Raw genomic sequence first — 26,236 nt, 5'->3', positions numbered from 1 at the left:
ATATTATTATAGAAAGAGTAAATACATTGTTGATTTTTAGGTTAGAAACCGATTGCCGTATCATCCCCTCGAGGATCAGCTCCGCCCTCTAATTCTCCGTTCGGATGTACTAAAATGGCATCTACTTTACCTATTATAATGTTATCTTCTTCCTTGATAAGATACCCTTTACCCATAAGTTCTTCGACTGTTTTTCGATCAAATCCTTTAGGTTCTAACTTTACTTCATCGGGTAACCATTGGTGATGAAAACGTGGTTGATTTACAGCTTCTTGCATCGTCATTCCAAATTCAATTACGTTCAGAATATTCTGTAGGACAGAGGTAATAATGGTTGATCCACCTGGAGTACCGATGACCATTTTGAGTTTTCCGTTATGTTCCACAATGGTAGGGGTCATAGAACTTAGCATACGTTTGTTAGGAGCTATTGCATTAGCTTCTGAACCGACTAATCCGTAAACATTAGGGACGCCTGGTTTGATACTGAAATCATCCATTTCATTGTTAAGGAAAAAACCTGCTCCCTTAACATATACTTTGGAGCCGTAATTCGTGTTTAGTGTTGTTGTTACAGCTACGGCATTTCCATAAGAATCTACAATGGAATAATGAGTGGTTTCTTCACTTTCGTAAGATGATAATTTTCCATGACTTATTTCCGATGAACGACTGGCTTTATCCCATGAAAAATCTGACATTCTGTATGTTAGGTAATTTGGATTGAGTAGGCTATCTAATGAAACTCGTACGAAATCTATATCTCCCAGATAGTGGGCTCTATCGGCATAAGCACGGCGTTCGGCTTCGGTTAAAAGTTGGATGTATTCTGTTTGATTGTGAGGATAATTACCAATATCATAAGGTTCTATCATTTTCAATATTTGAGCTAAACAGATTCCTCCACTCGAAGGTAAGGTCATGGAGATGATGTTAAAATCTTTGTATTGAAACGAAATTGGGGTTCGCCACTGAGCTTTGTAGTTTGCCAAATCATCATGGGTGATAATGCCCCCCAATTCCTGTACGTAATCCACTATCCGTTTGGCAGTTTCTCCTTTGTAAAACTCATCTCGTCCATTGTCACGAATCCGTTCTAAAGTCTTTGCCAAATCTTCGTATTTGACTACTTGACCCGCCGTCCATCCATTGTCAAAAGGGGTAGGGTAGTTGTTAGCTTTTTTGATTAGTTCTATATTTTTGTTCATGTATCCATTGGCTTGTAATTCGGTAATAACTACTCCATTACGAGCTAAATCAATAGCAGGTTGTACTAATTCAGCAAAAGGTAATGAACCTAATTTTTGATGAACTTCAAAAAGTCCGTCAATAGTTCCAGGGATGCCTATTGCCAACGCACCAAGTGTGCTTTTGTGTTCAATAACCTCTCCTTTGCTATCCAAATACATATCTTTAGTTGCACCCGCAGGAGCTTTTTCACGATAATCCAGCGCTCCTGTTTTCCCATCAGCTAAGCGGTAAACCATAAATCCGCCTCCGCCAATGTTTCCTGCATTGGGATATGCCACAGCCAAAGCTAGTTCCACAGCTATCATTGCATCGAACGCATTGCCTCCTTTTTGCATTATGGCTACTCCTATTTTTGAAGCCTCTTCCTTGGCGCTTACGACCATTGCATTTTTAGCCAGTAAACCATAGACTTTCTCTTTTTCAGTAATTTGAGGTGAATTGCATTGCAAAAAAAGAAGTAATAAACTTAAAAGAAAGACCGATTTTTTCATCTTTGTTAATATTTATCGTTGGCTAATTTCCACATTATCAAATAAGAAGCACGTGTAATTTCTATGATTTTATCCCAATTTAAGCGATCGGCATGGTCAGTAGGTTTGTGATAATCTGGATGTCCATCGGTATGAAACCATACAATTGGGATTTTATACTTAGCAAATGAACCATTATCACTTCCACCGACAGGATTATCCCAAGCTCGGTAATCAGGTTCTAAATCAAGTTTGTAGCTTTTTAAATCTTGTTTTAACCATGTTTCAAAAATAGGGAATGAAGCCGTATAGAAATACACCACATGTTTTGGTTCGGCAGGACGATTATTACGCCCAATCATGTCATAATTCAAATAGGACTTTATATTATCTCTAAAAGAGCATTTGTCGATGAAATATTGTGAACCAAGAAGCCCTCGCTCCTCTCCATCCCAAAAAGCGAAAATAATGGTTCGCTCAGGTTTTTCTCCCGATTCTTTGAAAGCCTTTGCCAATTGCAGTACGGCTGACACTCCCGAAGCATTGTCGTCTGCACCGTTATATATGTTGTCACCAAATAAATTTGCATCCATTCCCAAATGGTCGTAATGAGCACCCACTATAACGTACTCATTTTCCTTTTTACCTCGAATCATTCCTAAAACATTAGCCATTTCCAAACGAACGTGGAAAGTTTTCTGTAAACGTGTGATTATCGAGTCAGTAACCGTGTATCGTTTCGGTTCACGAGCCGAGTTTTCAGGTCGGTAAGCAGTAAAGTGTTGTAGATAGTTATTTGAAGATAATAAGGGTTCTATGCCGTATTGTTTGAGTTGAGCAACGATGTATTCTCGAGCAATTCGTCCCCCTCGAAATCCTGATTCGCGACCTTCTAAAAGGTCATTTGCTAAAAACTCAATATGAGCTTCAGCGTTTTTGCGGTCAATGGCTTGAAATCCTTTTTGTATTGGTTTTTGGGCATTGACATTCAATGCGATAATCAATGTAAAAAATAAAGCAATGTATTTCATAGTTTTTGGTAATTAAGATTTGTCATTATTTATATCTGAAAACTTATTGCGATTCATTGTGTATATTTTATGTTTTAGAATGTGTGGTAGATTTATATAAATCAATATAAATCAATGAAATATAGCCTCTTCGTTGAAAGAAAATCCGTTAAGTAAATCAGAGGCTTTCATTCGTTTTTTTCCGGGTATTTGGAGTTCAAGCACATTAATATATCCTTTTTTTACGGCTATATGAATTTCTTTCTTCTCGGTGGTAACTTTTCCAAGCGGAAGGTCGTGAGCCTTTTCCATAAAAATGGCATCATAGATTTTGATGTTCATTTCTATTTCGTTTTGACGCAAGAGCGTCCAAGCTGTTGGATACGGGCTCATTCCTCGGATGAGTCTTTCTATGGCGATTCCTTCGGTTTGCCAGTTAATTTTACAAGTTTCTTTGAAAATTTTTGGAGCTTCAGTAAAAGTTTCATTCATAGGTTGTTGCTTCGGGAGGCAGTTTCCTTTTTGTATAGCATCGACCGTTTTTAATACCAAAGTAGCTCCCTGTACCATCAGTTTATCGTGTAATGAACCTGCGGTTTCTCGGTCTGATATGGGAGTTTCTGTTTGCATGATTATAGCCCCTGTATCAATCTTTTCATCAATAAAAAAGGTAGTCACCCCCGTTTTTTGTTCTCCGTTGATGATTGCCCAGTTGATAGGAGCTGAACCTCTGTAATGAGGTAATAATGAAGCATGTAAATTAAACGTTCCGTATTTTGGAAGTTGCCAAACTACCTTCGGAAGCATCCGAAAAGCAACCACTATTTGCAAATCGGGCTCCAAATCTTTGAGTGATTTTATGAAATTCTCATCTTTCAAATTTGTCGGTTGCAAAACCAGAATTTGTTGACTTTCTGCATATATTTTTACGGGAGATGCGTGTAATTTTTGTCCACGACCAGCAGGTTTGTCAGCAATGGTGACAACACCTACGACATTGTATTGATTTTCAACTAACTGTTTTAAAGTCTCCAGAGCAAAGTCTGGCGTACCCATAAATACGATTCTTAAATTTTTCATGTTTTGATATTAAAAGAAGAACTATTAGGAGGTTGTGTCAAAAAACTGTTTTCATCTCCCTACAAGTTCACAATGAGAGCATTATAAAAGTTTTTCTCTCAGATAAGTTTATCAGTTATGGCAAATGTAACTTATTGTTTGTTAAGTAGATATAATCTATAAAATTACTGTAAAGAAGCCTGAATTTCAGCCTTTAAACTATCAGAAGCCTCGACTAAAGGTAAGCGAACATGAGGTTTACACAATCCCTTAGATGCTAAATAGGCCTTTATACCTGCAGGATTTCCTTCTTTGAATGTTAAATGTATTTTTTCAATTAGTTTGTACTGCAACTCATTGGCTTTTTGAATGTTACCCGTTCTTCCGAAGCGAACCATATCTGAAAATTCCTTTGGAAATGCAATAGCTACCACCGAAATTACTCCGCTTCCTCCCATGTACACCGATGGTAACGTAGTCATGTCATCTCCGGATAGGAAAGTAAAATTGGTAAGTTTTTCGCGTAATATTTTCATACATAGCACTAAATCGCCTGAGGCTTCTTTTACAGCTACGATATTTTTAAACTCTTTTGCTAAACGAACAGTAACCTCCGCCGACATTGAGACACCTGTGCGTCCTGGAACATTATAGAGAATCAATGGCAGTGGAGCATTTTTTGCAATTTCAGCAAAGTGAGCGTACAGTCCATTCTGTGAGGGTTTGTTGTAATATGGCGTAACAGACAAAATAGCTACAAAATCGGAGAGGTCAGTTTCCTTTATTTGTTGTATAACCTCTTGGGTGTTATTTCCTCCGATACCAATTACCAAAGGAACTCGTTTTTTATTTGCCTCAATGATTGTTTTGCATACCAACTTTTTCTCTTCTTTGGTTAAAGTAGGAGCTTCACTGGTAGTTCCTAATGCCACGATGAACTCTACACCTCCATCAATTACATAGTCCACAATCTTAGCTAATGCTTCAGTATCTACTTTATTATCGGCTGTAAATGGAGTAATTAGAGCCACTCCTGTTCCTTTTAGTTGTTCCATGTCTGTTTTATTTTAATATCGTTTCCAAAACTTTTTTAGTCTCTTCAATGAAGATATTTTCCTCTTCAAGTTTACAATTGATGATGATGTCATTGTAAGTCATATCAATACCTTGAAAACCAATTCGTAATTTTGCTTTGATAGATGACGAAAGCAATAACAGTGCGAGTTTAGGTTCATTGAAATAGTTTATCAGTACATCATACTCCTGCTCAGCAAGTCTGTCAGCATGATAGTTACGTATTTTCCCTTGCCAATTAATTTCTCTGTCCGTTAAAAAAGGAACTCCATTAGCATGAGTTTCGTCCGATTTTCGTTTATATCCTAAAAAAATATAATTTTCAGGGCGTACTCCATAGAATTTTGTCAATTGTAAAAGAGGGTCGATGTCCTTAATCACATCCATATCAATGAGGCATCCTATTTTCACGATTCCATTGTCAAACCTTGAAGAAAAGGATTTTAGCTCTTCTATGTTTCGTTGGATGCGTTTTTTTACGTAATATGTTTTTAGAAATTCCAAAATTATTTTATCTTTACGGTCTGAATGCAAATATAAAAAATAAAATATTATGAAAATATCATTTATGAAAAACTTATTCCAATATCAACGACTTTTTTTTGTTGGTTTTGCAACTTTTTGTTTTTTATCATCATGTGGAAAGAAAAAAGAGCAACTGATACACATCCAAGCTAAGAATATTGAAATAGATGACCAAATTTTGAAACATGCTGAAATAGATAGTTTTATACTTCCATTTCGCAAGCATGTTCAAGAGCAAATGGCTGTTGAATTGGCGTATAACTTAGTTGCATTGGAGAAAGGAAAGGAAGAAAACGAAGCTAATGCGGCGATTGCTAATTTTATGGCAGATGTTTCGTATGAAATGTTAAATCCAACTTATTTTAAAAGAACAGGCAAAAATATTGATTTTGTTCTTTTGAACTGGGGAGGTATTCGCTCCGATTTGCCTCAAGGGGAAGTTACCATTGGAACAGCTTACAGATTGATGCCTTTTGAAAATAAATTCGTGTGTTTGGAAATTAAAGGTAATAAGGTGCTTGAAATTGCAGAATATCTCCATAAAGGTAAACGACCACATCCTATTTCAAAGCAAGTGAATTTAAAAATGACTGATAAAGGCGATGTTAAGTTGTTTACTATCAATGGAAAACCTCTTGATTTGAACGCTACTTACATTGTTGCTACATCAGACTATCTGATGCATATGGGTGATGGAATGCTTTTTTTTCAAGATCCGGTGAGCGTTTACGAAACGGATTATGCAATCCGTAACGTACTTATTGACTATTTCACCAAAGTAGATACGCTTCATTTTACAAAAGACAATCGAGTAGAGCGAATTAAAGAATAGGGAAGAAGAGGAGATAAGAAATGTTGAATTTTAAAATCGTTTTCTTTCATTTTCAATAACTTGAACTCCATAAATGCTTTCAAAAATTGCTTTAATGTGATCCCATTCGCTGTCGCGTACTTCTATGAAAAGTCTGCAATCTAATCCAAGTTTTTGGTCAATTACTTCCAGATTTTTTTCTTTGACCACACGCATCACTTTGTTTATGTCTTTGTAATCAAAGACAATTTGAAGGGTTTGGGTCACGATTTTTTCGATGATTTCAGCTTCTTGTAAGGTCAATTGGGCTGATGTTTTGTAAGCCTGTACCAAGCCACCAACTCCCAATTTAATACCACCAAAGTAGCGTACCACAATGATGAGTACGTTGGTAAGGTCAAAGGATTGTATTTGTCCATAGATAGGAATCCCAGCTGAGTTGTTGGGCTCACCGTCATCATTCGCTCGGTAGTGCTGTTGCGCTCCGTGTCCCAATTGCCATGCGTAGCACCAGTGTCGAGCAGAATGGTGTAGTTTCTTTACGGCTTCCAAATGACCCTTGACATCTTCTTCCGTTTGTATGGGAAAGGCATACCCTAAAAATTTACTACTTTTTTCCTTAAAAATTACTTCTTCTACAGGAGAAGCAATAGTTTTAAACACATCATTCATTGTTGTGAATTTTTGTAAATAAACAAGTGATCTTCTCCAAAGAGCATTGTTTTTTGCAGTGAAGCATCTTTCAACGCAGGAGCTTTAATACCATTTTTGAAAGTCGATTTTCCAATAAAAACAAAGGCTTCATCCCATAGTTTTGCATCTATAAACTGCTGCAGAACATTTCTACCACCCTCTACGATAAGACTTTGTATGCCTTTTTTGTAAAGTATTCTGCAAATTTGTTCAGCAATATTCTCCGAAAAACAGATATTTTCAAAAAACGTATTCTTAAATTTAGCGTTTTCTCTTTTTTCTGTAATGAAAATGGTGTCGGTTGATTCGTCCCAAACAGAAAATTTTTTGGGTGTTTTTAGTTCTCGGTCAATAATCACTCTAAGAGGATTTTTACCTTGCCAATGGCGAGTGTCTAGTTTTGGATTGTCGTGAAGAACAGTATTTGTTCCTACTAAAATAGCTTCCTCTTCACTGCGAATTTTGTGTGTGTATTGTCTTGAAAATAAGTTAGTTATCCAATGAGGGTTTACTTCCTTTTTTTGCTCAGGTGCAATGAACTTGTTAGAAGTTTCGGCCCATTTTAAAAAGATGTATGGGCGTTTTTTCTGATGGAAAGTGAAAAAACGTTTGTTAAGTTCTTGACATTCATCTTCTAAAACCCCTACAATTACTTCACAACCGGCTTCTTTCAGTTTTTTTATGCCATTACCACACACTTTAGCGAAGGGGTCAGTTGTTCCGATGACCACTTTGGGAATCCCGTGTTTAATGATAAGATCAGCACACGGAGGGGTTTTTCCAAAATGGCTACAAGGTTCCAAACTTACAAAAATGGTACTTTTTGAAAGTAGGTTCTTATTTTTGACTGAATCAATAGCATTTACTTCAGCGTGTGGTTTACCAGCTTTTTGATGCCATCCTTCACCTAGGATGCTATCTTCAAAAACAACGACACTCCCTACCATTGGATTGGGGTAGGTAGCTCCTAATCCATTGTTAGCTAGTTGGATACAGCGTTTCATGTACTTTTCGTAGTAGGTCATTTTTATTCTATGATTTTTATCCGAATAATTCTTGGATTGCATCTTCTATTTTGGCTACTTTTACGATGTTGATAGCCGTATTTTTCAAAGCCACTTTGCTATATTTTGATACAAAAATGGTGGTGAAACCTAATTTTTCCGCTTCGGTAATGCGTTGCTCCACACGCTGTACAGGTCGTATTTCTCCACCTAAGCCTACCTCTCCAGCAAAACAAATGTTTTTTTCAATAGCAATGTCTTCGTTGGAGGATAGAATCGCCATGGCTACTCCCAAGTCAGTAGCAGGGTCGTCAATATTAATCCCTCCAGTGATATTTAAAAACACGTCCTTAGCTCCCAATCGGAAACCTGCTCGTTTTTCTAGTACAGCCAGTAACATATTGAGGCGTTTAGCATTGAATCCTGTAGCACTTCGCTGCGGTGTTCCATAAACAGCAGTACTTACAAGTGCTTGAATTTCAATCATCAATGGACGCATTCCTTCTAAAGTAGCCGCAATTGCTGTTCCGCTAATGGTTTCCTCAGTTTTTGAAATCAAAATTTCTGAGGGATTGCTAACTTCTCGCAATCCGTTGCTCAACATTTCGTAAATTCCAAGTTCAGAGGTAGAACCAAAGCGGTTTTTCAGTGATCGCAGTATGCGATAAACATGATTTCGGTCGCCTTCGAATTGTAATACGGTGTCGACCATGTGTTCCAAAATTTTAGGACCTGCAATTTGCCCATCTTTGGTGATATGCCCGATAAGGATAACAGGTGTATGTGTAGTTTTTGCAAATTTTATCAACTCGGAAGCACATTCTCTGACTTGTGAGACACTCCCTGCCGAAGCCTCAATATAATCCGATTGCAAGGTTTGTATGGAGTCAATAATAACAATTTCAGGTTGTAACTCTTTGATTTGTTGGAATATATTCTGTGTTTTTGTTTCTGTGAGTATAAAACAATTATCCAATTTATGTACAATGCGATCGGCTCGCATTTTGATCTGTCTTTCGCTTTCTTCTCCCGAAACATAAAGCGTTTTGTAAGGCAGATTTAAGGCGGTTTGCAGTAGAAGTGTACTTTTTCCGATGCCAGGTTCGCCGCCCAATAAAGTTACGGATCCGGGAACAATGCCACCACCCAGTACGTTGTTCAGTTCGTTATTATTGCTGTTGAGCCGAGTTTCTTCTTGCGTACTTATTTCAGAAATGGGAACATATTTAGGTGCTTTTTTGGATTTCGGAGTATCGTCCTGCCATGCTTTTTTTGCTTCTTTTTGGATGATTTCTTCAACAATAGTGTTCCACTGTTTACAAGCATAACACTGCCCCTGCCATTTGCTGTACTGAGTACCACAATTCTGACAAAAGTATGATGTTTTTATTTTCATTTTCTTAGCTTTACGATACGTTGGTCGATAATGTCCTTTTTTATGAAATCAATAGGAAGTTCAGTATATGCTTTTTGATAGGCACGTAATGCTCTCTTGTTATCCCCAGTATGCTCGTAGTATTCTCCTAAGAAGAAATTTGGCATAGCGGTTTTCTCATATCCATTATCTTTCACATAATCAGATAGTTTTATTAATGAATCCCAGTCTTCTTTTTCTATAATTACATCATAAGTTGCCATAATATCATTCAAAACAGGTGTTTTTTTGAACCCTAATTCCGATTCTATTTTTTTGTATTTATCCTCTAAATAGTAAAAAATATCTTCAGATAAAGGTTGTAAGTTTTCCTTGAACTCTTTAGCATCAATTGGTTTATAGGAGCTGAAAATCAGGTCGAAAGCTCTTGGTATTCCTGATAAAGCTACCGAGTGTAATGAAGTTTTTGGAAAATCGTCGAAAAATAATTTTACATCTTCAGTTGTTAGGTTATTAACAATTTGGCTATTCAAACTTTTTGTGTTAGTGTAGGCTGTTTCATGATCGTAGTTTGTTGTAGCAATGTAGTAGAAAACAGTTCTTTTAACAGCGTTGAGTTTATCCGAAATGGTTTCCGAAATAGCCGGTAATGTCTTGGGATTTAGACTGATAACGACGTTAAATAAAGGTTCTTTTCCTAAAAAGAAATAATTACTTACGTAAGCACCTTCATCCTTGGCAATAATTCCTTTGAAGTTATTTACGCTATATTTTCCATGAATATAAGGAATGAGTTCTCCGCCCATAAAATCCAAAAAATTAGCTGATTGGCGAGTCAGTTCCCCGTTTTTTCCAGTTTTTACGTCCTCAAGAGTGTTGTAAACTCCAACGATGATGCATTTAGGCATATTTTCAAAATACTCATAGTAACGAGCGTTTGCAAGTACAGGCTCCATCAAAGAACCGGCGTTTAGCACTACTAATAGTGGATAAGCCTCTTTATCAGAATATTTTTCAGGTAGATAAATGGCTAATTTTCGTTTTTCACCCAATTTTCGTGACGAAAATTCTTCTGAAATAATTTGAGCATAGGCAGTTCCTAAAAAGAGAAATAGAAAGCCAAGAGAGAAGATTTTTTTCATATGTATTTACGTGTGTATAACATCATTTTGTTTGTTCAAAAATACGAACTACTTCGCTGTGTGTAACCGTTTTATCTTTGAAGTATTCGGTGATTTGTTCTTTTTGTCTGTCACTTGCTCCCAATTGGTTTAAAATGTTCATTAGATGCATCTTCATATGTCCTTTCTGAATTCCCAAAGTAATCAAAGAACTTACAGCTGCAAAATTTTGAGCCAAGCCAACGGTGGCTACAATTTGCATTAGTTCAGAGGCAGAGGGTTTTTCTAAAATTTGTAAGGCTGTTTTTACCAAAGGATGTAAGTTTGTTAGTCCACCTACTGTGCCCAAAGCTAACGGTACTTCGATTTCGAAATGAAAAATTTCATCTTTGATATGCGCTTTTGTCAAACTTTGGTATTTTCCTGAACGAGCAGCATAGGCATGAACTCCTGCCTCCACAGCCCTGAAATCATTCCCTGTGGCCAAAATGACAGCATCCATTCCGTTCATGATACCCTTGTTATGCGTGGTTGCTCGTCGTACTTCGGAATTAGCTATCGCGATGGCTCGTACAAATTTCTCAGCAAATTCCTTACCACTCAATCCTGCAACAGCCAAATTTTCCACAGGCGAGGATGTACTTACTTTTACCAAACATTCGGGTACATAATTCGATAAAATTGACATTACGATTTCGTATTTCCCATCAATTTCAGGATGTTTTAAAGCTTCTTGACGAAATGTTTCTGCAAATTGTTCTAAGCACGAATTGATGAAATTTGCACCCATAGCATCCAGCGTTTCAAAGGAAGCAAACAATTGGTAGTAATTGGCTAATTCTGAGGTTTTATCCACCAAGCGAAGTGTTGAAATGCCTCCTCCTCTTTTTTCCATATTAGAGGTAATGTGTTTTGCATCAGTAAGCATTTTTGAGTGTATTTTCTCAAAAAAACACTCTAAATCAGCTTTTTTACCATAAAACATGAGATGTACTTGTCCATTTTTTTCTGTGGAAATGACTTCGGCTTTAAATCCTCCACGTGTTTCCCAGTATTTTGCAGCTCTACTTGCAGCCGCTACAATAGAGCTTTCTTCAATTGCCATTGGAACGGTGTAAGTTTTTCCATTGATAACAAAATTTGGAGCTACGGCAAACGGTAGGTAGAAATTCGTTACCGTATTCTCAATAAATTCATCGTGTAATTTTTGGAGAGTTTCATCGGCGTTGTGGTATTTTTTAAAATTAGAGAAAGCATCCTTATCATCAGGGAAATAAGTGTCGCAAAGCCATTGTATTTTTTGCTGTTTAGTCAGTTTGGAAAATCCTGAAATGTTTTTCATCGTTGTTTTAATTGTTAAATAAGCATAGGGTACAAAGATATGAATTTTTTTGTGTTTAAAATCAACATCTCACCAACATATTTTGAATGTTATTCAGATACAGTCTGTATAAGAAAATCATGTTTTTATTTTGGTAATAAATGTGTACTTTTGCTTCCGTTATACTATGTTTATGAAAGAACAAATAGATTTATATCTGAAAGAAATTGCTGATAAAAGCGAGATAGAAACCCTGCGTTATTTTGCTGGACAATTTCCTAATCAGGTCGTTTTCTCGACGAGTTTTGGTATGGAAGATCAAGTCATTACCGATTTGATACTCAAAAACCGCATACCTATCAATATTTTTACTCTTGACACAGGGCGTATGTTTGCAGAAACGTATGCCACTTGGGACAAAACAGCGATGGCTTACGACACAAAGATAACTCCTTATTATCCAAAAGCAGAATTTATTGAGAACTATGTAAAAACAAATGGTATAAACGCTTTTTATGAATCTGCTGAACTTCGAAAAGAATGCTGTTACATTCGCAAGGTGGAACCCTTAAAACGAGCACTAACAGGAAACAAGGTATGGATTACAGGGCTGAGGGCTGAACAATCTTCAAATCGAGAGCAAATGCCTATGGTTGAATGGGATGAAGGCAACCAGATTATCAAATTCCACCCAATTTTGCATTGGAAAACTACCGAAGTTTTGGATTTTTTAAGAGCTAACGGAGTGCCATACAATCCATTACACGATAGAGGTTTTATAAGCATAGGTTGTCAGCCTTGTACACGAGCTGTTAAGGACGGAGAAGACTTTCGTGCAGGTAGATGGTGGTGGGAGGACAAAAGTAAAAAAGAGTGTGGGTTACATCTTCACCAAAAGTAATACCCCTGTCAGGAGATAATTTTGAGAATATTATTTTTTGGTTAGTAACAGAATATCAAAAGTAATAAAAAAACGATAGCGATGTCACACGATTTACTATGAAAAATGTATCTTTGCACAAAATATTTGATTTTTAACAAAAGGAATATGCTAACCCAATTGGGATAGGTGTTGTCATTAGACTATTTAACTCTTTCGAATCGAAATGTATTGAGATTTTTGATTCGTGTTTGTGGGGTAAGAATACAGAAAAAGTGTTTTATATTCCTTTTAACTATGAAAGATTTATTTTCGATTATAACATTTCCAAAATTAAAATAAAAGTTATTAGAGAGTTGGAAAATTAAAAAATAAACATTTACATATGGATTATTTAGAACAATTAGAAGCCGAAGCCATACATATATTTCGTGAGGTAGGAGGGCAGTTTGAGAAGCCTGCACTTTTGTTTAGCGGAGGTAAAGATTCAATCGTTTTGGTACATTTGGCACTCAAGGCGTTTCGTCCTTGTAAATTTCCTTTTCCATTAGTACATATTGACACGGGTCATAACTTCCAAGAAGCCTTGGATTTTCGAGATAATTTAGTGAAAAAATTAGGAGAAAGACTTATCGTTCGTAAAGTAGAGGACACCATTAAAGCAAAGGGTTTGACCGAACCCAAGGGGAAGTTTGCCAGTCGTAATGCCTTGCAATCGTTCACATTACTTGACACTATTGCTGAATTTGAGTTCGATGCCTGTATCGGAGGAGCCAGAAGAGACGAGGAAAAAGCACGTGCTAAGGAACGTATTTTTTCCGTTCGTGATGATTTCGGTGGCTGGGATCCTAAGTTACAACGTCCAGAACTGTGGCATACCTACAACGGTAAAATCCACAAGGGCGAAAACGTACGTGTTTTCCCTATCAGTAACTGGACGGAACTTGACGTGTGGAATTATATTCGCAGAGAGAATATCGAACTTCCAAGCGTGTACTTTTCCCACGAAAGAGAGGTTATTGACCACAACGGGCAACTCATCGCTGTGTCGCCTTATATCCAAATCGATGAAAATGATGTGATTATAACCAAAAACGTTCGCTACCGAACTGTTGGCGATATGACCTGCACTGCTGCCGTAGAATCCGAAGCCTATCACATTGACGATATAATCAACGAAATTACGGCAACCCGTACCAGCGAGCGTGGCGAAACCCGTATTGATGATAAAATATCCGAAGCAGCAATGGAAGATAGAAAGAAAAATGGGTATTTTTAAGAGTCTTTAAATCAGTGAGCTATAAATAAAGTAATCAATCGCTGAGATAAGGGCAAATTCTTTGGTGTCAAATCATAGTATCTTGTTTAAAAAGAGAGAAGATACGCATGAATACTAAAAGAACAAAACAGGATGTGTTTTTTAATAATAATCCCTATTACATAAGGAAAAAGTATAAAAAAATATCCTAAAAGGAATATTAAAACCACTTTATGAAAAATAAAATAGATAGTTTTGTTGTTTTAGGGCAGTTTTTGGAGCAGTTTTCGGTTTTTCCGTATGTAAAAAACGTTTCTTTGCCTCAGAATGAAGTCTTTTTTGATGGTTTTGTTGAGGTTTTAGGATTGGCAGAACAACAAAACGGTTGGTTTACTCCTGAGAATTTACGTTTTGCTTGTAAGTCTTGGGCGACCGCTTTGCAACGAAACAATATAGAACATTGGTTGTCAAACTACACTTTCGATGAAATTACCCCCAAAAATGTAGCTATCATTATGGCAGGAAACATTCCTTTGGTAGGGTTTCATGATTTTTTATGTGTACTAATTTCAGGACATCGTGCTGTGGTCAAACTATCTTCGGATGACCAAGTGCTACTTCCTTTTTTAGCGAATTACCTTCAACATATAGAACCGAGTTGGCGTGGAAAATTTGAGTTCACAAATGAACGAATGACCCACTTTGATGCTGTCATTGCTACAGGAAGTGATAATTCTGCTCGATATTTTGAGTATTATTTCGGAAATAAGCCTCATATTATTCGAAAAAATAGAAATTCGATAGCTGTTTTAACAGGAAAAGAGACTCAGGAGCAGCTTTTTCAGTTAGGAAAGGATATTTTTACGTATTTTGGATTGGGGTGTAGAAGTGTTTCTAAGATTTTTATTCCTGAAAATTATGATTTAGATATCTTTTTCAAGGCAATTTTCCCTTATAGTGACATCATCAATGGGCAGAAATATGCTAACAATTATGACTATAACAAGGCTGTTTATTTGATGAGTTTGTACAAACTTCGTGAAAACGGCTTTTTGATTTTGAAAGAAGATGAGCGATATGCTTCTCCTATAGCAACACTTTTTTACGAATACTATACCGATATTAACAATTTGAAAAATAAATTGCTAACCGAATTTGATAAAATTCAATGTGTTGTCTCAGATGGATTCTTGCACAATGAAATTCATTTTGGAGAAACCCAACAACCAGCATTGTGGGATTATGCTGATGGAGTGGACACGGTTGCATTTTTAACGAATATACCATAGAAACGAATGAAAAAACATAATTTTAGTGCTGGGCCTTCTATCTTGCCTCAAACTGTTTTTGAAAAGGCTTCACAAGCAGTAATTGATTTCGAAAATACGGGACTCTCTATCTTAGAGATTTCCCACCGAAGTTCTGAATTTCTGAATGTTATTGAACGAGCCAGAGCTTTGGCTTTGGAATTGGCCGGATTGGATGATTCGTATGAAGCGTTGTTTTTGCACGGAGGAGCGAGTACTCAATTTTTGTCAGTTCCGTATAATTTGTTAGAAAATAAAGCTGCTTATATTGACACAGGAACGTGGGCAAATAAAGCTTTAAAAGAAGCTCAATTGTTTGGAAAAGTAGAGGTTATTGCTTCCTCTAAAGATACTGGTTATCGACATATTCCAAAGGAATATTCAATTCCTAAAGATATTGATTATTTACATATTACAACCAATAATACCATTTACGGGACGCAGTACCACAGTTTGCCTACAACGGAAGTCCCCTTAGTGGCAGACGCAAGTTCGGATATTTTTTCAAGAACAATGGATTACTCAAAGTTCAGTGTCATTTACGCTGGTTCTCAGAAAAATATAGGTCCATCAGGTAGTACACTTGTGTTAATCAAGAAAGACGTTTTAGGCAAAGTATCTCGAAAAATTCCGTCAATTTTGAGTTATGAAAATCAAATTGGAAATGAGAGTATGTTCAATACCCCAACTACGTTCTCAATATACGTGAATTTGTTGGTTTTGGAATGGATTCAGGCAAAGGGTGGACTACAAGGAATGGAAAAAATGAATCAAGTTAAGGCTGAATTGATTTATAATGAAATAGATAGAAATCCTTTGGTGTTAGGGTACGCTAACACAGAGGATCGTTCTTTGATGAATGTTGTGTTTAATTTGAAAGATACATCTGCAGAAATATTATTTGATGCACTTTGTGAAGAAGCAGGAATTAGCGGGATTAAAGGACACCGAAGTGTGGGAGGTTATCGAGCATCTATCTACAACGCAATGCCTTTAGAGAGTGTACAACTGTTAGTGGAAGTCCTCCAGTTACTTGAAAGAAAAAGCTGAAGGTAAAGGATTACATTAACTTTATCATCTCTCTCTATATAGTATCATTAATCCTTAGCCCTATCAGCTTTTCGAGGGTGCAAAAATAAATATTTTTTTGGAATGCCCAAAAATGTTTTTATATTTGTATGTTTAAAACGTATAATAATATGCAAAATATGTATAAAATAGGGGTAAACATTCGTAAAGTAAGAGAACTACGGGGGTATTCACAAGAATATGTGGCAAATAAACTAAATATCAGTCAAGCGTCCTATGCACGAATGGAAAGTGAAGATACTAAGATTACAGTGGATAGGTTATTTCAGATAGCCAAAATTTTAGAAACAAATGTGAGTGATTTCTTTGATAACAGCGGAATAAACATTCATTCACAGGTCTATAACGGTGAAGCCTACTGCAATGGATATATACAAAATTTGGTTGTAGAAAATAAAGATACGGTTAATAAATTAATTGAACTATATAAAGCACAGCTACAGGATAAAGATAATCAAATTCAGTATTTAAAAAGTCTTTTGGCTCAATTTACCCCCTGAAATATTGCTATTTTTTTGACAGTTTTCGAGCCAAAAGAAGTCAAAAAATATATCAACCGACCTAAAAAAATATAAATCTATGAAAATCAGACTTTTATTTTTGTTATCTTCTTTTTTTCTCTATGGATGTCACCACCAAGAGAAACCTATTTTGGAGGAGCAGACTCCACTGATTGACTATGTGAATCCTTTGATGGGAACAGATTCAAAGTTCGAGCTTTCCAATGGAAATACGTATCCAGCCATAGCTTTACCTTGGGGAATGAATTTTTGGACACCTCAAACCAATAAAATGGGCGATGGATGGACGTATCAGTATCAAGCCAACAAAATTCGAGGATTTAAACAAACCCATCAACCCAGTCCATGGATCAACGATTATGGAGCTTTTGCTTTGATGCCTGTGGTGGGCGATTTGAAAATTGAAGAAAGTGAACGAGCCTCTTGGTTTTCGCATAAAGCAGAGATAGTTAAACCGCATTACTATAAAGTATATCTGGCTGATTATGATACTACTGTTGAAATAGCTCCAACCGAAAGAGCAGCTCAATTTAGGTTTACATTTCCAGAATCGCAGAAGGCTTACATACTTTTGGATGCTTATTTCAAAGGGTCGATGGTAAAAATTATTCCTGAAAAACGGAAAATTATAGGTTATGCTCGGAATCATAACGGAGGTGTTCCTGATAATTTCCATAATTATTTTGTAGCAGAGTTTGATACTGATTTTGAGAATGTTAGTACTTGGGGCGATCAATGGAGATTGTTGGAAAACAATACTGAAAGTGAAGGAAATCACGTTGGAGCAATTGTGAAGTTTGCTACCAAACGGGGGCAAGAAGTGCGAGTGAAAGTAGCTTCATCGTTTATCAGTTGGGAACAAGCTGAGCGTAATTTGAACGCTGAAATAGGCAACGATTCGTTCGAACAAACCAAAAATAAGGCTCTGAACCGTTGGGAAGAAGAACTTACTAAGATACGTGTCAAAGATAGTAATATTGATAATATACGAACATTTTATTCATGCCTCTATCGTGTGTTACTTTTTCCCCGAACGTTCTATGAATTGGACGAAAAAGGCGAAATTGTACATTACAGTCCCTACAACGGAAAGATCGAGAAGGGTTATATGTTCACTGACAATGGTTTTTGGGATACATTTCGAGCTGTTTTTCCGTTCTTTAATCTGATGTATCCAGAGATGAATCAGAAATTTATGAAGGGATTGGTAAATACCTATTTAGAGTCAGGTTGGTTACCCGAATGGGCGAGTCCGGGGCATCGTGATTGCATGATTGGGTCAAATTCAGCTCCTATCATAGCTGATGCTTTTCTAAAAGGAAATATTTCCAATGAAGATGCCGAAATTTTGCTTGAAGCCATGTTGAAAAACGCTACTCAAAACGAAGGACGACCTGTCAAATCCGTGGGGCGTGAGGGTGTTGATTTCTATAATAAATTAGGATATGTTCCTTACAATGTGGGTATTAATGAAAATGTAGCTCGTACTTTGGAGTATGCCTATGCTGATTTTACCATTTACCAAATGGCTAAAGCGATGGGTAAAAACGACATTGCTCAGACTTACAAACAAAAATCGTTGAATTATCGCCATATGTTTGACAAAGAAAGTGGTTGGATGCGAGGAAAAAACGAAGATGGGACATTTCAATCACCTTTCAATCCACTGAAATGGGGTGATGCTTTCACCGAGGGTAATAGTTTGCACTACACTTGGTCAGTTTTCCATGACATTCAAGGATTAGCCAATTTGATGGGAGGAGGTGCTACCTTTGAGAAAAAATTAGATGAGGTTTTTGAAATGCCACCTCTGTTCGATCACTCGTATTATGGATTTACTATTCACGAAATCAGAGAGATGCAGATTATGGATATGGGCAATTATGCACATGGTAACCAACCGATTCAACATATGATTTATTTGTACAACTACGTTGGTAAGCCTCATAAAACCCAAGAGAAAATTCGTGAGGTAATGACCAAACTTTATGCTCCTACCCCCGATGGATATTGCGGAGATGAGGATAATGGACAAACATCGGCTTGGTATGTGTTCAGTGCGTTAGGATTCTATCCTGTGACTCCTGCCACTGATGAGTATATTATCGGAAGTCCAATTTTTGAGAAAGTAACAGTACAACTTCCAAATGATAAAAAGCTCATCATCAATGGTGTTAAAAACTCTTTGGAAAACAAATATATTGACCATGTCGTATTAAATGGAAAAACTTGGGATAAACCTTACATTCCTTTTGAGTTTTTCAAATCCAATGGACGTATTGATTTCCATATGACCCATATGCCGTCAGATAGTGGTATTGCAGGAGAAAAACCGTATTCAATTAGCAAGTGAAAATTGATAATTATTTTGAAAATTAGGTACTTTTATGATGAGATATCTATTTTAAAAATCATGTGAATATCTAAAAAGAAAGGAATCGCAAAAAAAAATAAATTATGAACCGAAATCTATTATCTCTGTTGTTTTTTATCATAAGTCTTTCCGCTTTTTCTCAGAATTACCAAGTGATTTATAAAACGGAAGTCAATATCGATAATCTCAAAAACATCAAAGACCCTATAATCAAAAATAATGTTGAGAGCAAATTAAAAGCAAAACGAAGCCACAGATTTCAGCTATTAGTTGCAGGGGACAAAGCGGTGTATTCATTTTATGAGCAAATGCTCCCTGAAGGAATACAACTTCCTAAGGTCGAAAGATTCTATTACAAAGGAAATCAGGTTGTTGCAGAAAGAGAAGGCGTATTTGTGAAATATGATTTGAATCATCATCAATGGACAATTACCGATGATTCGGTTACTATAAATGGTTATGTGTGTTATCGTGCTTTTACCAAACGGCCTCACCTGATAGAAGCCTTGGGAGATGAGGAACAGGAAATGGAAGCGTGGTTTTGTCCCGATTTTCCTGTCAAATACGGCCCTGAAGATTTTTTTGGACTTCCGGGGTTGGTACTTCTTGCGGGAACGAAGGGAGCGACAAGCAGTTTGGTAGTCGAGAAAATCATACCCCTAAAATCTGCTCCCCAATTGAAATTCCCAAAAATAGATAAAACGCTTACTCCTGAAGAATATAAAGTCTTTGTAAATAAAGAAGTTAATGAGTTTCTTGAAAAATTGAAATAAACTTCCCTTTTTGAATGCGTTTATTTTTCTTTCTGCTTATATTGTGTTATTTTTCAGGTTATTCCCAAGAAAGCGTGTTTGAAGGAACGGTCAGAGATAGCCTTGCTCCGTTGGAAAATGTAAACTTGTTGGCACGTCCTGCCCAAAAAGGAGGTCGAATATTGTTTGCTACGACCGACAAACAGGGGCGGTACAAATTTAACCTGCTTCGTAATGTGGAATATGTGATTTCAGTGTCCTATTTGGGATATACTCCTCAGAATGCTACGATTACGGCAACGGAACAACGTTTGGAACATCATTTCGTATTGAAAAATACGGGAGTTGAATTGACCGAAGTAGTCATTTCTGCCGAAAGGCTTCCTATCACTGTTAAAAAAGATACGACCGTTTATAAAGTTGATGCTTTTGTGTTGGGTAACGAACGCAAAATGAAGGAAGTACTGGAAAAACTCCCAGGTGTGGAGGTGGACGATGATGGCATAATCAAGGTACAGGGCAAACAAGTAACTCAAATGTTAGTAGAGGGACGTTCCTTTTTCGGAGGGAGTTCAAAATTGGCTGTTGAAAATATTCCTGCCGATGCGTTGGACAAAATTGAAGTAATTGACAATTTTAACGAGGTCAGTTTTTTGAAAAATGTATCAAGTTCTAATGAGTTGGCAATGAATGTTTTACTGAAAGAAGACAAAAAGAAATTCGTTTTTGGTGACCTCGAAGCTGGGGCGGGAAATGATAGTCACCACTTAGCACATACCGCCTTGTTCTATTACCATCCCGAATTGAATTTGAACCTTATAGGCGATGTTAACGATTTTGGAAAATCGGCGTTTTCTTTCCAAGATTTGATGCGTTTTCAAGGAGGACGCAGTCGGTTCACCAAGCAACGAGGTTTGTCAGTGAATCTTTCTACGTACAGCCAAAATAACCAAAATATGTACCGCCACAATGCACGTTTTTTAGCGTTTAATTACGGGTATATGCCTACCTCCAAACTCTATCTGTCGGGGTTTAGTATTTTTTCAAAATTGCTAACTAACTATAAAAAAGATACTTCCATTGAATATCTTACCAATCAGAAACCTCTTTTGGAATGGCAACAGCTTACTAACGAGCAACAGAATCTGTTGGGAATGGGGAACATCAAGGTGGATTACGCTCCTTCGTCTGATGAAAAATGGTTCTATAATGCTCAATTTGATGCTAATAACAATCACATTTCCAATGATTTAATTTCCGAATCACCTCTCCGAATTCAGAAGATACATTCATTGACCGATGCGGATAACATTTCATTTAAGCAATATGTGGAATGGCATAAGGTTTATAACCCTAAGGAAACGACTACCTTTGTCATAAATCATAGTTATGACAAAATTTCTCCTAATAATCAGTGGATTACGAATCAGTTGACTTCTTTACCGTCTTTGTTGCCATTGCTAACCGATACAGAATATCATTTGGTACAAACCAAACAGACCAAGAAACATCAAATAGATGCTATTTTTAAACACTATTGGACGATTAATGATTTGAATCATTTATATACCAATGTAGGTAGCAATTTGGAAATGAGTTTGTTAAATGGAAATGAGAAACAATTACTTACTGATGGAAGTTCTAATAACTTTGTTTCGGCAGGTTTTGGAAATATGTATGATTACACCTTGGCAGATGCTTTTTTAGGGTTGGAATATCGTTTTAAGATTAATAAATTGGTTTCAAAAATTTCTACATTTTTACGATATTATAGGCTTAAAAACAATCAATTAGTCAATAAAAGAACGTCTGATTTGTTGGCTTTTGAACCTGCTTTTGAAACTACCTATGAGTTTAGTAATTCAGAAGAAATTAAATTTCATTATGCCAAACGAAATATATTTCCTAAAGAAGAAATGCTATTAGAAAATTTTTCGTTACTGTCCTATAATGCCATTACACGGGGAAATCCTATGTTGGATAATGAGTTATTTCATTCATTTTCATTAAATTACAGAAAAAGTAGCTTTTTCAAAGGAATGACACTATTCGCCCATTTGTCATTCAATAGAAAAACGAAAATCATAGGTAGTGAGTATATTTTTGAGGATATTAATCGTTTTTCGTCTTGGTTTCTGAGCCATAAACCTCAAACTTCGTGGAATTTCATGACGACCTTTGAAAGGAAAATTTTGGGTATGCGATGGGGATTGACGTATTCAGGTTTATGGAGCGATTATACACAAAAAATGAATCGTATTATCACAGAAAATCATCGAATGAATCATAGTGTAAAGGCTTATACAAGAGTTACTTACAAGAAAGCAAATTTAGATGTTTCTTATACAAAAAGTTGGAATGAACATCGGGGAACTTCTTTGTCAAAACTCACGTCTGATTATTGGCTCGCTACGGCAGATTATCGTTTTACAAACGATTTTTCGACAAAATTGCAATATGCTTATTTTAAGAATGAGCAACTTAATTTAAATCAATCAGCTGATTTTCAGTATTTAAATATCTCGTTGGATTATCAGAAATCCAAAAGTTCGTGGGGGTTTCATTTGGCGGGGAATAATATTTTGGGAACAGAGACCAAGGTAAATAGCAGTATGTCAAATTATTATGTGGCGATGCAAACCACCTACGTGATGCCTCGAACGATTGTTTTTTCAATTCGGTATAAACTCTAATCTACATCGAAAACTTGAGTTCTGTTAGGTTAAACACATATTACAAATTGAATTATAGAAATATAGAGTTCATTTTATATTTCTACTTGGTTTAAAACAAATTGCGTAAACTTTATGTTTTTTCAACTTTGAAGGTTAAAAATACTTTAAATAAATAAATCAAAAGTTGATAATTTTTTGTGTTAAACCTAAAATTCCTATAAAACTGATATGAAAATTAAATAAAAAATGTACCTTTGTCCAAATATTCATATTTTAGCATGACAAGGAATTTTTTTTTGTTATTTTTTTTAGGCATATTCTTAACTACTTCGGTATATGCTCAGAAAAAATATACTTTTAGTGGGCATTTTGTTGATGCCTCAAATGGAGAGTTGTTGTTGGCAGTTAATTGTATTATCAAAGAATTAGGTACCGGAACAACTTCCAACGAGTATGGTTTTTTTTCCATTACACTTCCCGAAGGAAAATATACCATATCTATTGAGTCTATGGGATTTATGACCATTACGGAGGAATTGGTATTGGATAAAAATATCCGTAAAGATTACAAATTATCTGCCGAAGCAATTGAATTGGATGGAGTAGAGGTGTTTGCCAACACTTCCTCAAAGGTGGATATCCGAAAACCTGAGATGAGTACAGTTTCCGTCCCTATTTCGACTATTAAAAAGCTACCCGTACTCATCGGTGAAGTAGATATTATAAAAACTTTGTTACAGATGCCTGGAGTGAGTAACGCAGGAGAAGTGTCATCAGGCTTCAATGTGCGGGGTGGTGGAGCTGACCAAAATTTAGTACTTTTGGATGAGGCTACCATTTTTAATTCATCACATTTGTTTGGTTTTTTAAGTGTGTTCAATGCCGATGCAGTTCGTGATATGAAACTTTACAAAGGAGGAATTCCAGCGCGTTATGGAGGTAGAACTTCTTCGGTTTTAGATATTTACCAAAAAGATGGAAATCGGAATGATTTCGGAATGACAGGTGGTCTGGGGATTTTGTCCTCAAGGTTGTTAGCTGAAGGCCCTATCGTTAAGGAAAAGAGTTCTTTTCTCATAGGCGGACGCGCTTCGTATGCTCATTTGTTTTTGAAGTTTACAGATAATAAAAATTCGGCTTATTTCTACGATCTAAACACAAAATTGTCCTATAAACTGAATGATAACAATACACTCTATTTATCCGGTTATTTCGGTCGTGATTTTTTTGATTTGAGCGATAATTTGAGAAATGTCTATGGTAATGCTTTGTTTAATTTACGCTGGAATCATTTGTTCAACGACAAGCTTTTCTCTAATTTATCGTTGATTTTTAGTGATTATTATTACGGTTTTATGTTTAATTACATTGGATTTCAGTGGGATTCAGGTATCAAAAACTTCAATTTGAAATATGATTTTAAAAATTATATATCTGAAAAATTCAAACTTTCCTATGGAGTTCAAGGTTTGTACTACGTTTTTATACAAGGAAAATTATCCCCAAGTTCTCCCGACTCGAATATCAAAGAGCAATATCTACCTAATAAATATGCCTTTGAAAATGGGTTCTACATTGATGCAGAACATAGTATAACCTCTTCGTTGAATTTGTCTTACGGACTTCGATTAAATTCCTTCTACCATTTGGGAAGTCGAGAAATAAACCGTTATGCTAACGATCAACCAGTTACGTTCAATCCTAATCGAGGTGTATATCAAAAAGGAGTTCCTATCGGTACTGATTATTACCCTAATAATAAGATAATAGATTTGTTCAGTCACCTTGAGCCACGTTTGACCTTATCGTATGCTCTGAATGATAATCGTTCGTTTAAAGCAAGTTATGGTAGAAATGCTCAATATTTGCATCTCATTTCAAACACTTCATCACCAAGCCCATTAGATGTTTGGACGCCAAGTGACCAATATTTAAAGCCACAAGTTAGCGATCAGTATGCTGTCGGATTTGCTACTAACTTTGCTGAAGACAGGTATAGTTTTGAGGCTGAAACCTATTACAAAACTACCCGAAATAGGTTGGATTATATTGATGGAGCTGATTTGATTGCGAATAAAGCCATAGAACAAGTGGTGTTGAACGGGCATAGTCGTGCTTATGGTTTGGAGTTGTTGTTGCGTAAAAATACGGGAAAATTAACAGGATGGATAGCCTACACCTTGTCTAAATCCGAGCAACAAACCCCAGGTCGCACACCTCAAGAAACAGGAATTAACAACGGAGAATGGTATAGTACACCGTATGACAAACCTCATGATTTGTCCATTACGGCAACCTATGCTTTGAGTCCGAAATGGACTTTTGGGGCTGTTTTTAATCTACAAATAGGACTCCCTGCTAATTTCCCAGTGGGAACATATCAATATCTTAATATGATTGTTCCAAACTATAGCAAACGCAATGAATATCGTTTACCAACCTATCACCGATTAGATATTTCAGCAACTTACACGCCTCAAAAACAACATAAGCGCTGGAAAAGCGAATGGAATTTTGGAATTTATAACCTTTATAACCGAAAAAACGCTGTTTCTATTTCCTTTCGTGAAAATTCAGATACTCACTTGAATGAAGCTGTCAAGTTGTCGATTTTTGGGATTATTCCAAGTGTAACCTATAACTTTACTTTTTAAAATGAGAAAAATTTATACCATAATATGTATGCTTTCGTTCGCACTGAGTTCGTGTGAAGAAGTCATTACTTTAGACATAGATAATGAAAAACCTCAATTGGTGGTAGATGCCTATATTGATTGGAAGAAAGGAGATACTCAAGCCATTCCCGTAGTGCATTTGAGTTACACAACCGATTATTACAGCAATCTTCCTTCGCCAAAAGCCACTGGAGCAGCTGTTAAAATTACTACTTACCATAGTGAAGAATATATTTTGCAAGAGATTAGTCATCAGCAATTTGCAAATATTTTTCCACCGACAGAATACCCAACAGTATCCAACCATATAGGAGGAACTATTTACGCCTTTCCTGACGGAATTACTCCTGTTTTGGGGCGGGATTATATCTTGCATATTGAGTATGAAGGGGAAAAATACGTAGCTAAAGCTCGTATGAAGGAAACAGCTATTGTTGATGCCTCACGAACACAACAAAATGACAACGGAGGAATTTTTGGAAATAAAACCGAAGCTCGATTCTTCTTTAATGGATTTGCTAATGAAGAAAATGCTTATTTGGTGCGAATGAAACACAAACAGAAAGAAGATAGATATACTTTGGATGATAAATTCATCGCTGATCAAAAGTTCTTTTTCACAACCAATGGTTTCCAAGAGGAGTTGAAAAAAGGTGATCAAATTTATGTCTCTTTATATCGTATATCATATGAATATAAACAAATTATAGACTTTTTGGCGGACGTAGCCATTAACGACCAAGGTAGGGGAGCAGGACCTCCATCCAATAACATTCCTGCTCGTATTTTAGGAAATGTAACACATGAAACCAATCCGAAGAAAAATCCGTTAGGAGCTTTTCGTGTGGGGCAGTATTCTGAATTTCAATATATTGTTAAGTAGAAGTGCAATGTTTTGATTATTGTTCTGAGATTAAAAACATAAGTTTAATTTCATATTGGTTTTCTTGATATTTTCGAACTTTCGCCTTTGTTTAAGTTCTGCTAAATC

Annotated in this window: 20 protein-coding genes and 1 pseudogene; 11 read left to right on the top strand and 10 right to left on the bottom strand. The window is 36.3% G+C overall.

Translation table 11 applies throughout. From position 1 onward, the window contains the following. Positions 1 to 41: 41 nt before the first annotated feature. From ggt to CGC49_RS02240, 5 genes are all read right to left on the bottom strand, one after another. Positions 42 to 1,742 carry a gamma-glutamyltransferase gene (gene ggt / locus CGC49_RS02260; RefSeq protein WP_095911756.1) on the bottom strand — a complete coding sequence of 567 codons (1,701 nt, stop codon included), beginning with the start codon at positions 1,740 to 1,742 and terminating at the stop codon, positions 42 to 44. 5 nt (positions 1,743 to 1,747) lie between these two features. Then, a complete protein-coding gene (locus tag CGC49_RS02255; RefSeq protein WP_095893319.1) occupies positions 1,748 to 2,752 on the bottom strand; it encodes a M28 family metallopeptidase in 1,005 nt (334 codons plus the stop codon). Positions 2,753 to 2,863: 111 nt separating this feature from the next. Beyond that, entirely contained in the window at positions 2,864 to 3,811 is a 948-nt protein-coding gene (gene fmt / locus CGC49_RS02250) for a methionyl-tRNA formyltransferase (protein ID WP_095911755.1), read from the bottom strand. Positions 3,812 to 3,975: 164 nt separating this feature from the next. Next, positions 3,976 to 4,845: a 4-hydroxy-tetrahydrodipicolinate synthase gene (dapA, locus tag CGC49_RS02245; RefSeq protein ID WP_042342924.1), complete on the bottom strand. Its 870-nt coding sequence runs from the start codon at positions 4,843 to 4,845 to the stop codon at positions 3,976 to 3,978. A 7-nt stretch (positions 4,846 to 4,852) separates the two neighbouring features. Beyond that, positions 4,853 to 5,368 carry a hypothetical protein gene (locus CGC49_RS02240; protein WP_231549978.1) on the bottom strand — a complete coding sequence of 172 codons (516 nt, stop codon included), beginning with the start codon at positions 5,366 to 5,368 and terminating at the stop codon, positions 4,853 to 4,855. 49 nt (positions 5,369 to 5,417) lie between these two features. Here CGC49_RS02240 and CGC49_RS02235 point away from each other — a divergent pair, with 49 nt between their 5' ends. After that, entirely contained in the window at positions 5,418 to 6,221 is an 804-nt protein-coding gene (locus CGC49_RS02235) for a 5'-nucleotidase C-terminal domain-containing protein (protein ID WP_232745190.1), read from the top strand. A 30-nt stretch (positions 6,222 to 6,251) separates the two neighbouring features. On the opposite strand, the gene CGC49_RS02230 is transcribed toward CGC49_RS02235, so the two are convergent. Genes CGC49_RS02230 through CGC49_RS02210 form a run of 5 tightly spaced genes read right to left on the bottom strand, consistent with a single transcriptional unit; the run spans position 6,252 to position 11,735 of the window. Then, positions 6,252 to 6,872 carry a YigZ family protein gene (locus CGC49_RS02230; RefSeq protein WP_095911754.1) on the bottom strand — a complete coding sequence of 207 codons (621 nt, stop codon included), beginning with the start codon at positions 6,870 to 6,872 and terminating at the stop codon, positions 6,252 to 6,254. Then, entirely contained in the window at positions 6,869 to 7,918 is a 1,050-nt protein-coding gene (gene ribD / locus CGC49_RS02225; RefSeq protein ID WP_042008111.1) for a bifunctional diaminohydroxyphosphoribosylaminopyrimidine deaminase/5-amino-6-(5-phosphoribosylamino)uracil reductase RibD, read from the bottom strand. The genes CGC49_RS02230 and ribD overlap by 4 nt, the downstream gene beginning before the upstream one ends. Before the next feature lie 16 nt (positions 7,919 to 7,934). Beyond that, positions 7,935 to 9,293 carry a DNA repair protein RadA gene (gene radA / locus CGC49_RS02220; RefSeq protein ID WP_095911753.1) on the bottom strand — a complete coding sequence of 453 codons (1,359 nt, stop codon included), beginning with the start codon at positions 9,291 to 9,293 and terminating at the stop codon, positions 7,935 to 7,937. Then, positions 9,290 to 10,414 carry an alpha/beta hydrolase gene (locus tag CGC49_RS02215; protein WP_042008037.1) on the bottom strand — a complete coding sequence of 375 codons (1,125 nt, stop codon included), beginning with the start codon at positions 10,412 to 10,414 and terminating at the stop codon, positions 9,290 to 9,292. Before CGC49_RS02215 ends, radA begins: the two co-directional genes overlap by 4 nt. Before the next feature lie 22 nt (positions 10,415 to 10,436). Continuing rightward, positions 10,437 to 11,735: a hydroxymethylglutaryl-CoA reductase, degradative gene (locus CGC49_RS02210; RefSeq protein WP_095893314.1), complete on the bottom strand. Its 1,299-nt coding sequence runs from the start codon at positions 11,733 to 11,735 to the stop codon at positions 10,437 to 10,439. Between the two features lie 172 nt (positions 11,736 to 11,907). Here CGC49_RS02210 and CGC49_RS02205 point away from each other — a divergent pair, with 172 nt between their 5' ends. The 10 genes and pseudogenes from CGC49_RS02205 to CGC49_RS02160 all read left to right on the top strand — a co-directional run bounded on the left by CGC49_RS02205 (position 11,908) and on the right by CGC49_RS02160 (position 26,128). Beyond that, entirely contained in the window at positions 11,908 to 12,615 is a 708-nt protein-coding gene (locus CGC49_RS02205; RefSeq protein ID WP_095911752.1) for a phosphoadenylyl-sulfate reductase, read from the top strand. Positions 12,616 to 12,976: 361 nt separating this feature from the next. Then, positions 12,977 to 13,873 (top strand): annotated as a pseudogene (gene cysD, locus CGC49_RS02200) (sulfate adenylyltransferase subunit CysD); the annotation flags it as partial. A 212-nt stretch (positions 13,874 to 14,085) separates the two neighbouring features. Then, positions 14,086 to 15,141, top strand: coding sequence for an acyl-CoA reductase (locus tag CGC49_RS02195; protein WP_095911750.1), 1,056 nt, complete (start codon positions 14,086 to 14,088; stop codon positions 15,139 to 15,141). A 6-nt stretch (positions 15,142 to 15,147) separates the two neighbouring features. Further along, entirely contained in the window at positions 15,148 to 16,209 is a 1,062-nt protein-coding gene (gene serC, locus CGC49_RS02190) for a 3-phosphoserine/phosphohydroxythreonine transaminase (protein ID WP_095893311.1), read from the top strand. A 149-nt stretch (positions 16,210 to 16,358) separates the two neighbouring features. Next, the gene (locus tag CGC49_RS02185; RefSeq protein WP_231554060.1) at positions 16,359 to 16,748 is read left to right on the top strand and encodes a helix-turn-helix domain-containing protein; all 390 of its coding nucleotides are present in this window, start codon (positions 16,359 to 16,361) and stop codon (positions 16,746 to 16,748) included. A gap of 79 nt (positions 16,749 to 16,827) precedes the next feature. Continuing rightward, on the top strand, positions 16,828 to 19,122 hold the full coding sequence (locus CGC49_RS02180; RefSeq protein WP_095911749.1) for a GH92 family glycosyl hydrolase: 2,295 nt from the start codon (positions 16,828 to 16,830) through the stop codon (positions 19,120 to 19,122). 104 nt (positions 19,123 to 19,226) lie between these two features. Continuing rightward, positions 19,227 to 19,916: a GLPGLI family protein gene (locus tag CGC49_RS02175; RefSeq protein ID WP_095893309.1), complete on the top strand. Its 690-nt coding sequence runs from the start codon at positions 19,227 to 19,229 to the stop codon at positions 19,914 to 19,916. Between the two features lie 14 nt (positions 19,917 to 19,930). Then, a complete protein-coding gene (locus CGC49_RS02170) occupies positions 19,931 to 22,588 on the top strand; it encodes a carboxypeptidase-like regulatory domain-containing protein (RefSeq protein ID WP_095911748.1) in 2,658 nt (885 codons plus the stop codon). 260 nt (positions 22,589 to 22,848) lie between these two features. Beyond that, a complete protein-coding gene (locus tag CGC49_RS02165; protein WP_095911747.1) occupies positions 22,849 to 25,224 on the top strand; it encodes a TonB-dependent receptor in 2,376 nt (791 codons plus the stop codon). 1 nt (position 25,225) lies between these two features. Further along, entirely contained in the window at positions 25,226 to 26,128 is a 903-nt protein-coding gene (locus CGC49_RS02160) for a DUF4249 family protein (RefSeq protein WP_095911746.1), read from the top strand. Positions 26,129 to 26,236 lie beyond the last annotated feature (108 nt).

Source organism: Capnocytophaga sp. H4358 (assembly GCF_002302515.1).
Taxonomy (GTDB): domain Bacteria; phylum Bacteroidota; class Bacteroidia; order Flavobacteriales; family Flavobacteriaceae; genus Capnocytophaga; species Capnocytophaga canis.
This window is presented reverse-complemented; position numbering and strand designations above follow the sequence as displayed.

Coding starts and splice junctions, on each gene's coding strand:
- ggt (WP_095911756.1), bottom strand. CDS start 1,742: ATGAAAAAATCGGTCTTTCTTTTAAGTTTATTACTTCTTTTTTTGCAA.
- CGC49_RS02255 (WP_095893319.1), bottom strand. CDS start 2,752: ATGAAATACATTGCTTTATTTTTTACATTGATTATCGCATTGAATGTC.
- fmt (WP_095911755.1), bottom strand. CDS start 3,811: ATGAAAAATTTAAGAATCGTATTTATGGGTACGCCAGACTTTGCTCTG.
- dapA (WP_042342924.1), bottom strand. CDS start 4,845: ATGGAACAACTAAAAGGAACAGGAGTGGCTCTAATTACTCCATTTACA.
- CGC49_RS02235 (WP_232745190.1), top strand. CDS start 5,418: ATGAAAATATCATTTATGAAAAACTTATTCCAATATCAACGACTTTTT.
- CGC49_RS02230 (WP_095911754.1), bottom strand. CDS start 6,872: ATGAATGATGTGTTTAAAACTATTGCTTCTCCTGTAGAAGAAGTAATT.
- ribD (WP_042008111.1), bottom strand. CDS start 7,918: ATGACCTACTACGAAAAGTACATGAAACGCTGTATCCAACTAGCTAAC.
- radA (WP_095911753.1), bottom strand. CDS start 9,293: ATGAAAATAAAAACATCATACTTTTGTCAGAATTGTGGTACTCAGTAC.
- CGC49_RS02215 (WP_042008037.1), bottom strand. CDS start 10,414: ATGAAAAAAATCTTCTCTCTTGGCTTTCTATTTCTCTTTTTAGGAACT.
- CGC49_RS02210 (WP_095893314.1), bottom strand. CDS start 11,735: ATGAAAAACATTTCAGGATTTTCCAAACTGACTAAACAGCAAAAAATA.
- CGC49_RS02205 (WP_095911752.1), top strand. CDS start 11,908: ATGAAAGAACAAATAGATTTATATCTGAAAGAAATTGCTGATAAAAGC.
- CGC49_RS02195 (WP_095911750.1), top strand. CDS start 14,086: ATGAAAAATAAAATAGATAGTTTTGTTGTTTTAGGGCAGTTTTTGGAG.
- serC (WP_095893311.1), top strand. CDS start 15,148: ATGAAAAAACATAATTTTAGTGCTGGGCCTTCTATCTTGCCTCAAACT.
- CGC49_RS02185 (WP_231554060.1), top strand. CDS start 16,359: ATGCAAAATATGTATAAAATAGGGGTAAACATTCGTAAAGTAAGAGAA.
- CGC49_RS02180 (WP_095911749.1), top strand. CDS start 16,828: ATGAAAATCAGACTTTTATTTTTGTTATCTTCTTTTTTTCTCTATGGA.
- CGC49_RS02175 (WP_095893309.1), top strand. CDS start 19,227: ATGAACCGAAATCTATTATCTCTGTTGTTTTTTATCATAAGTCTTTCC.
- CGC49_RS02170 (WP_095911748.1), top strand. CDS start 19,931: ATGCGTTTATTTTTCTTTCTGCTTATATTGTGTTATTTTTCAGGTTAT.
- CGC49_RS02165 (WP_095911747.1), top strand. CDS start 22,849: ATGACAAGGAATTTTTTTTTGTTATTTTTTTTAGGCATATTCTTAACT.
- CGC49_RS02160 (WP_095911746.1), top strand. CDS start 25,226: ATGAGAAAAATTTATACCATAATATGTATGCTTTCGTTCGCACTGAGT.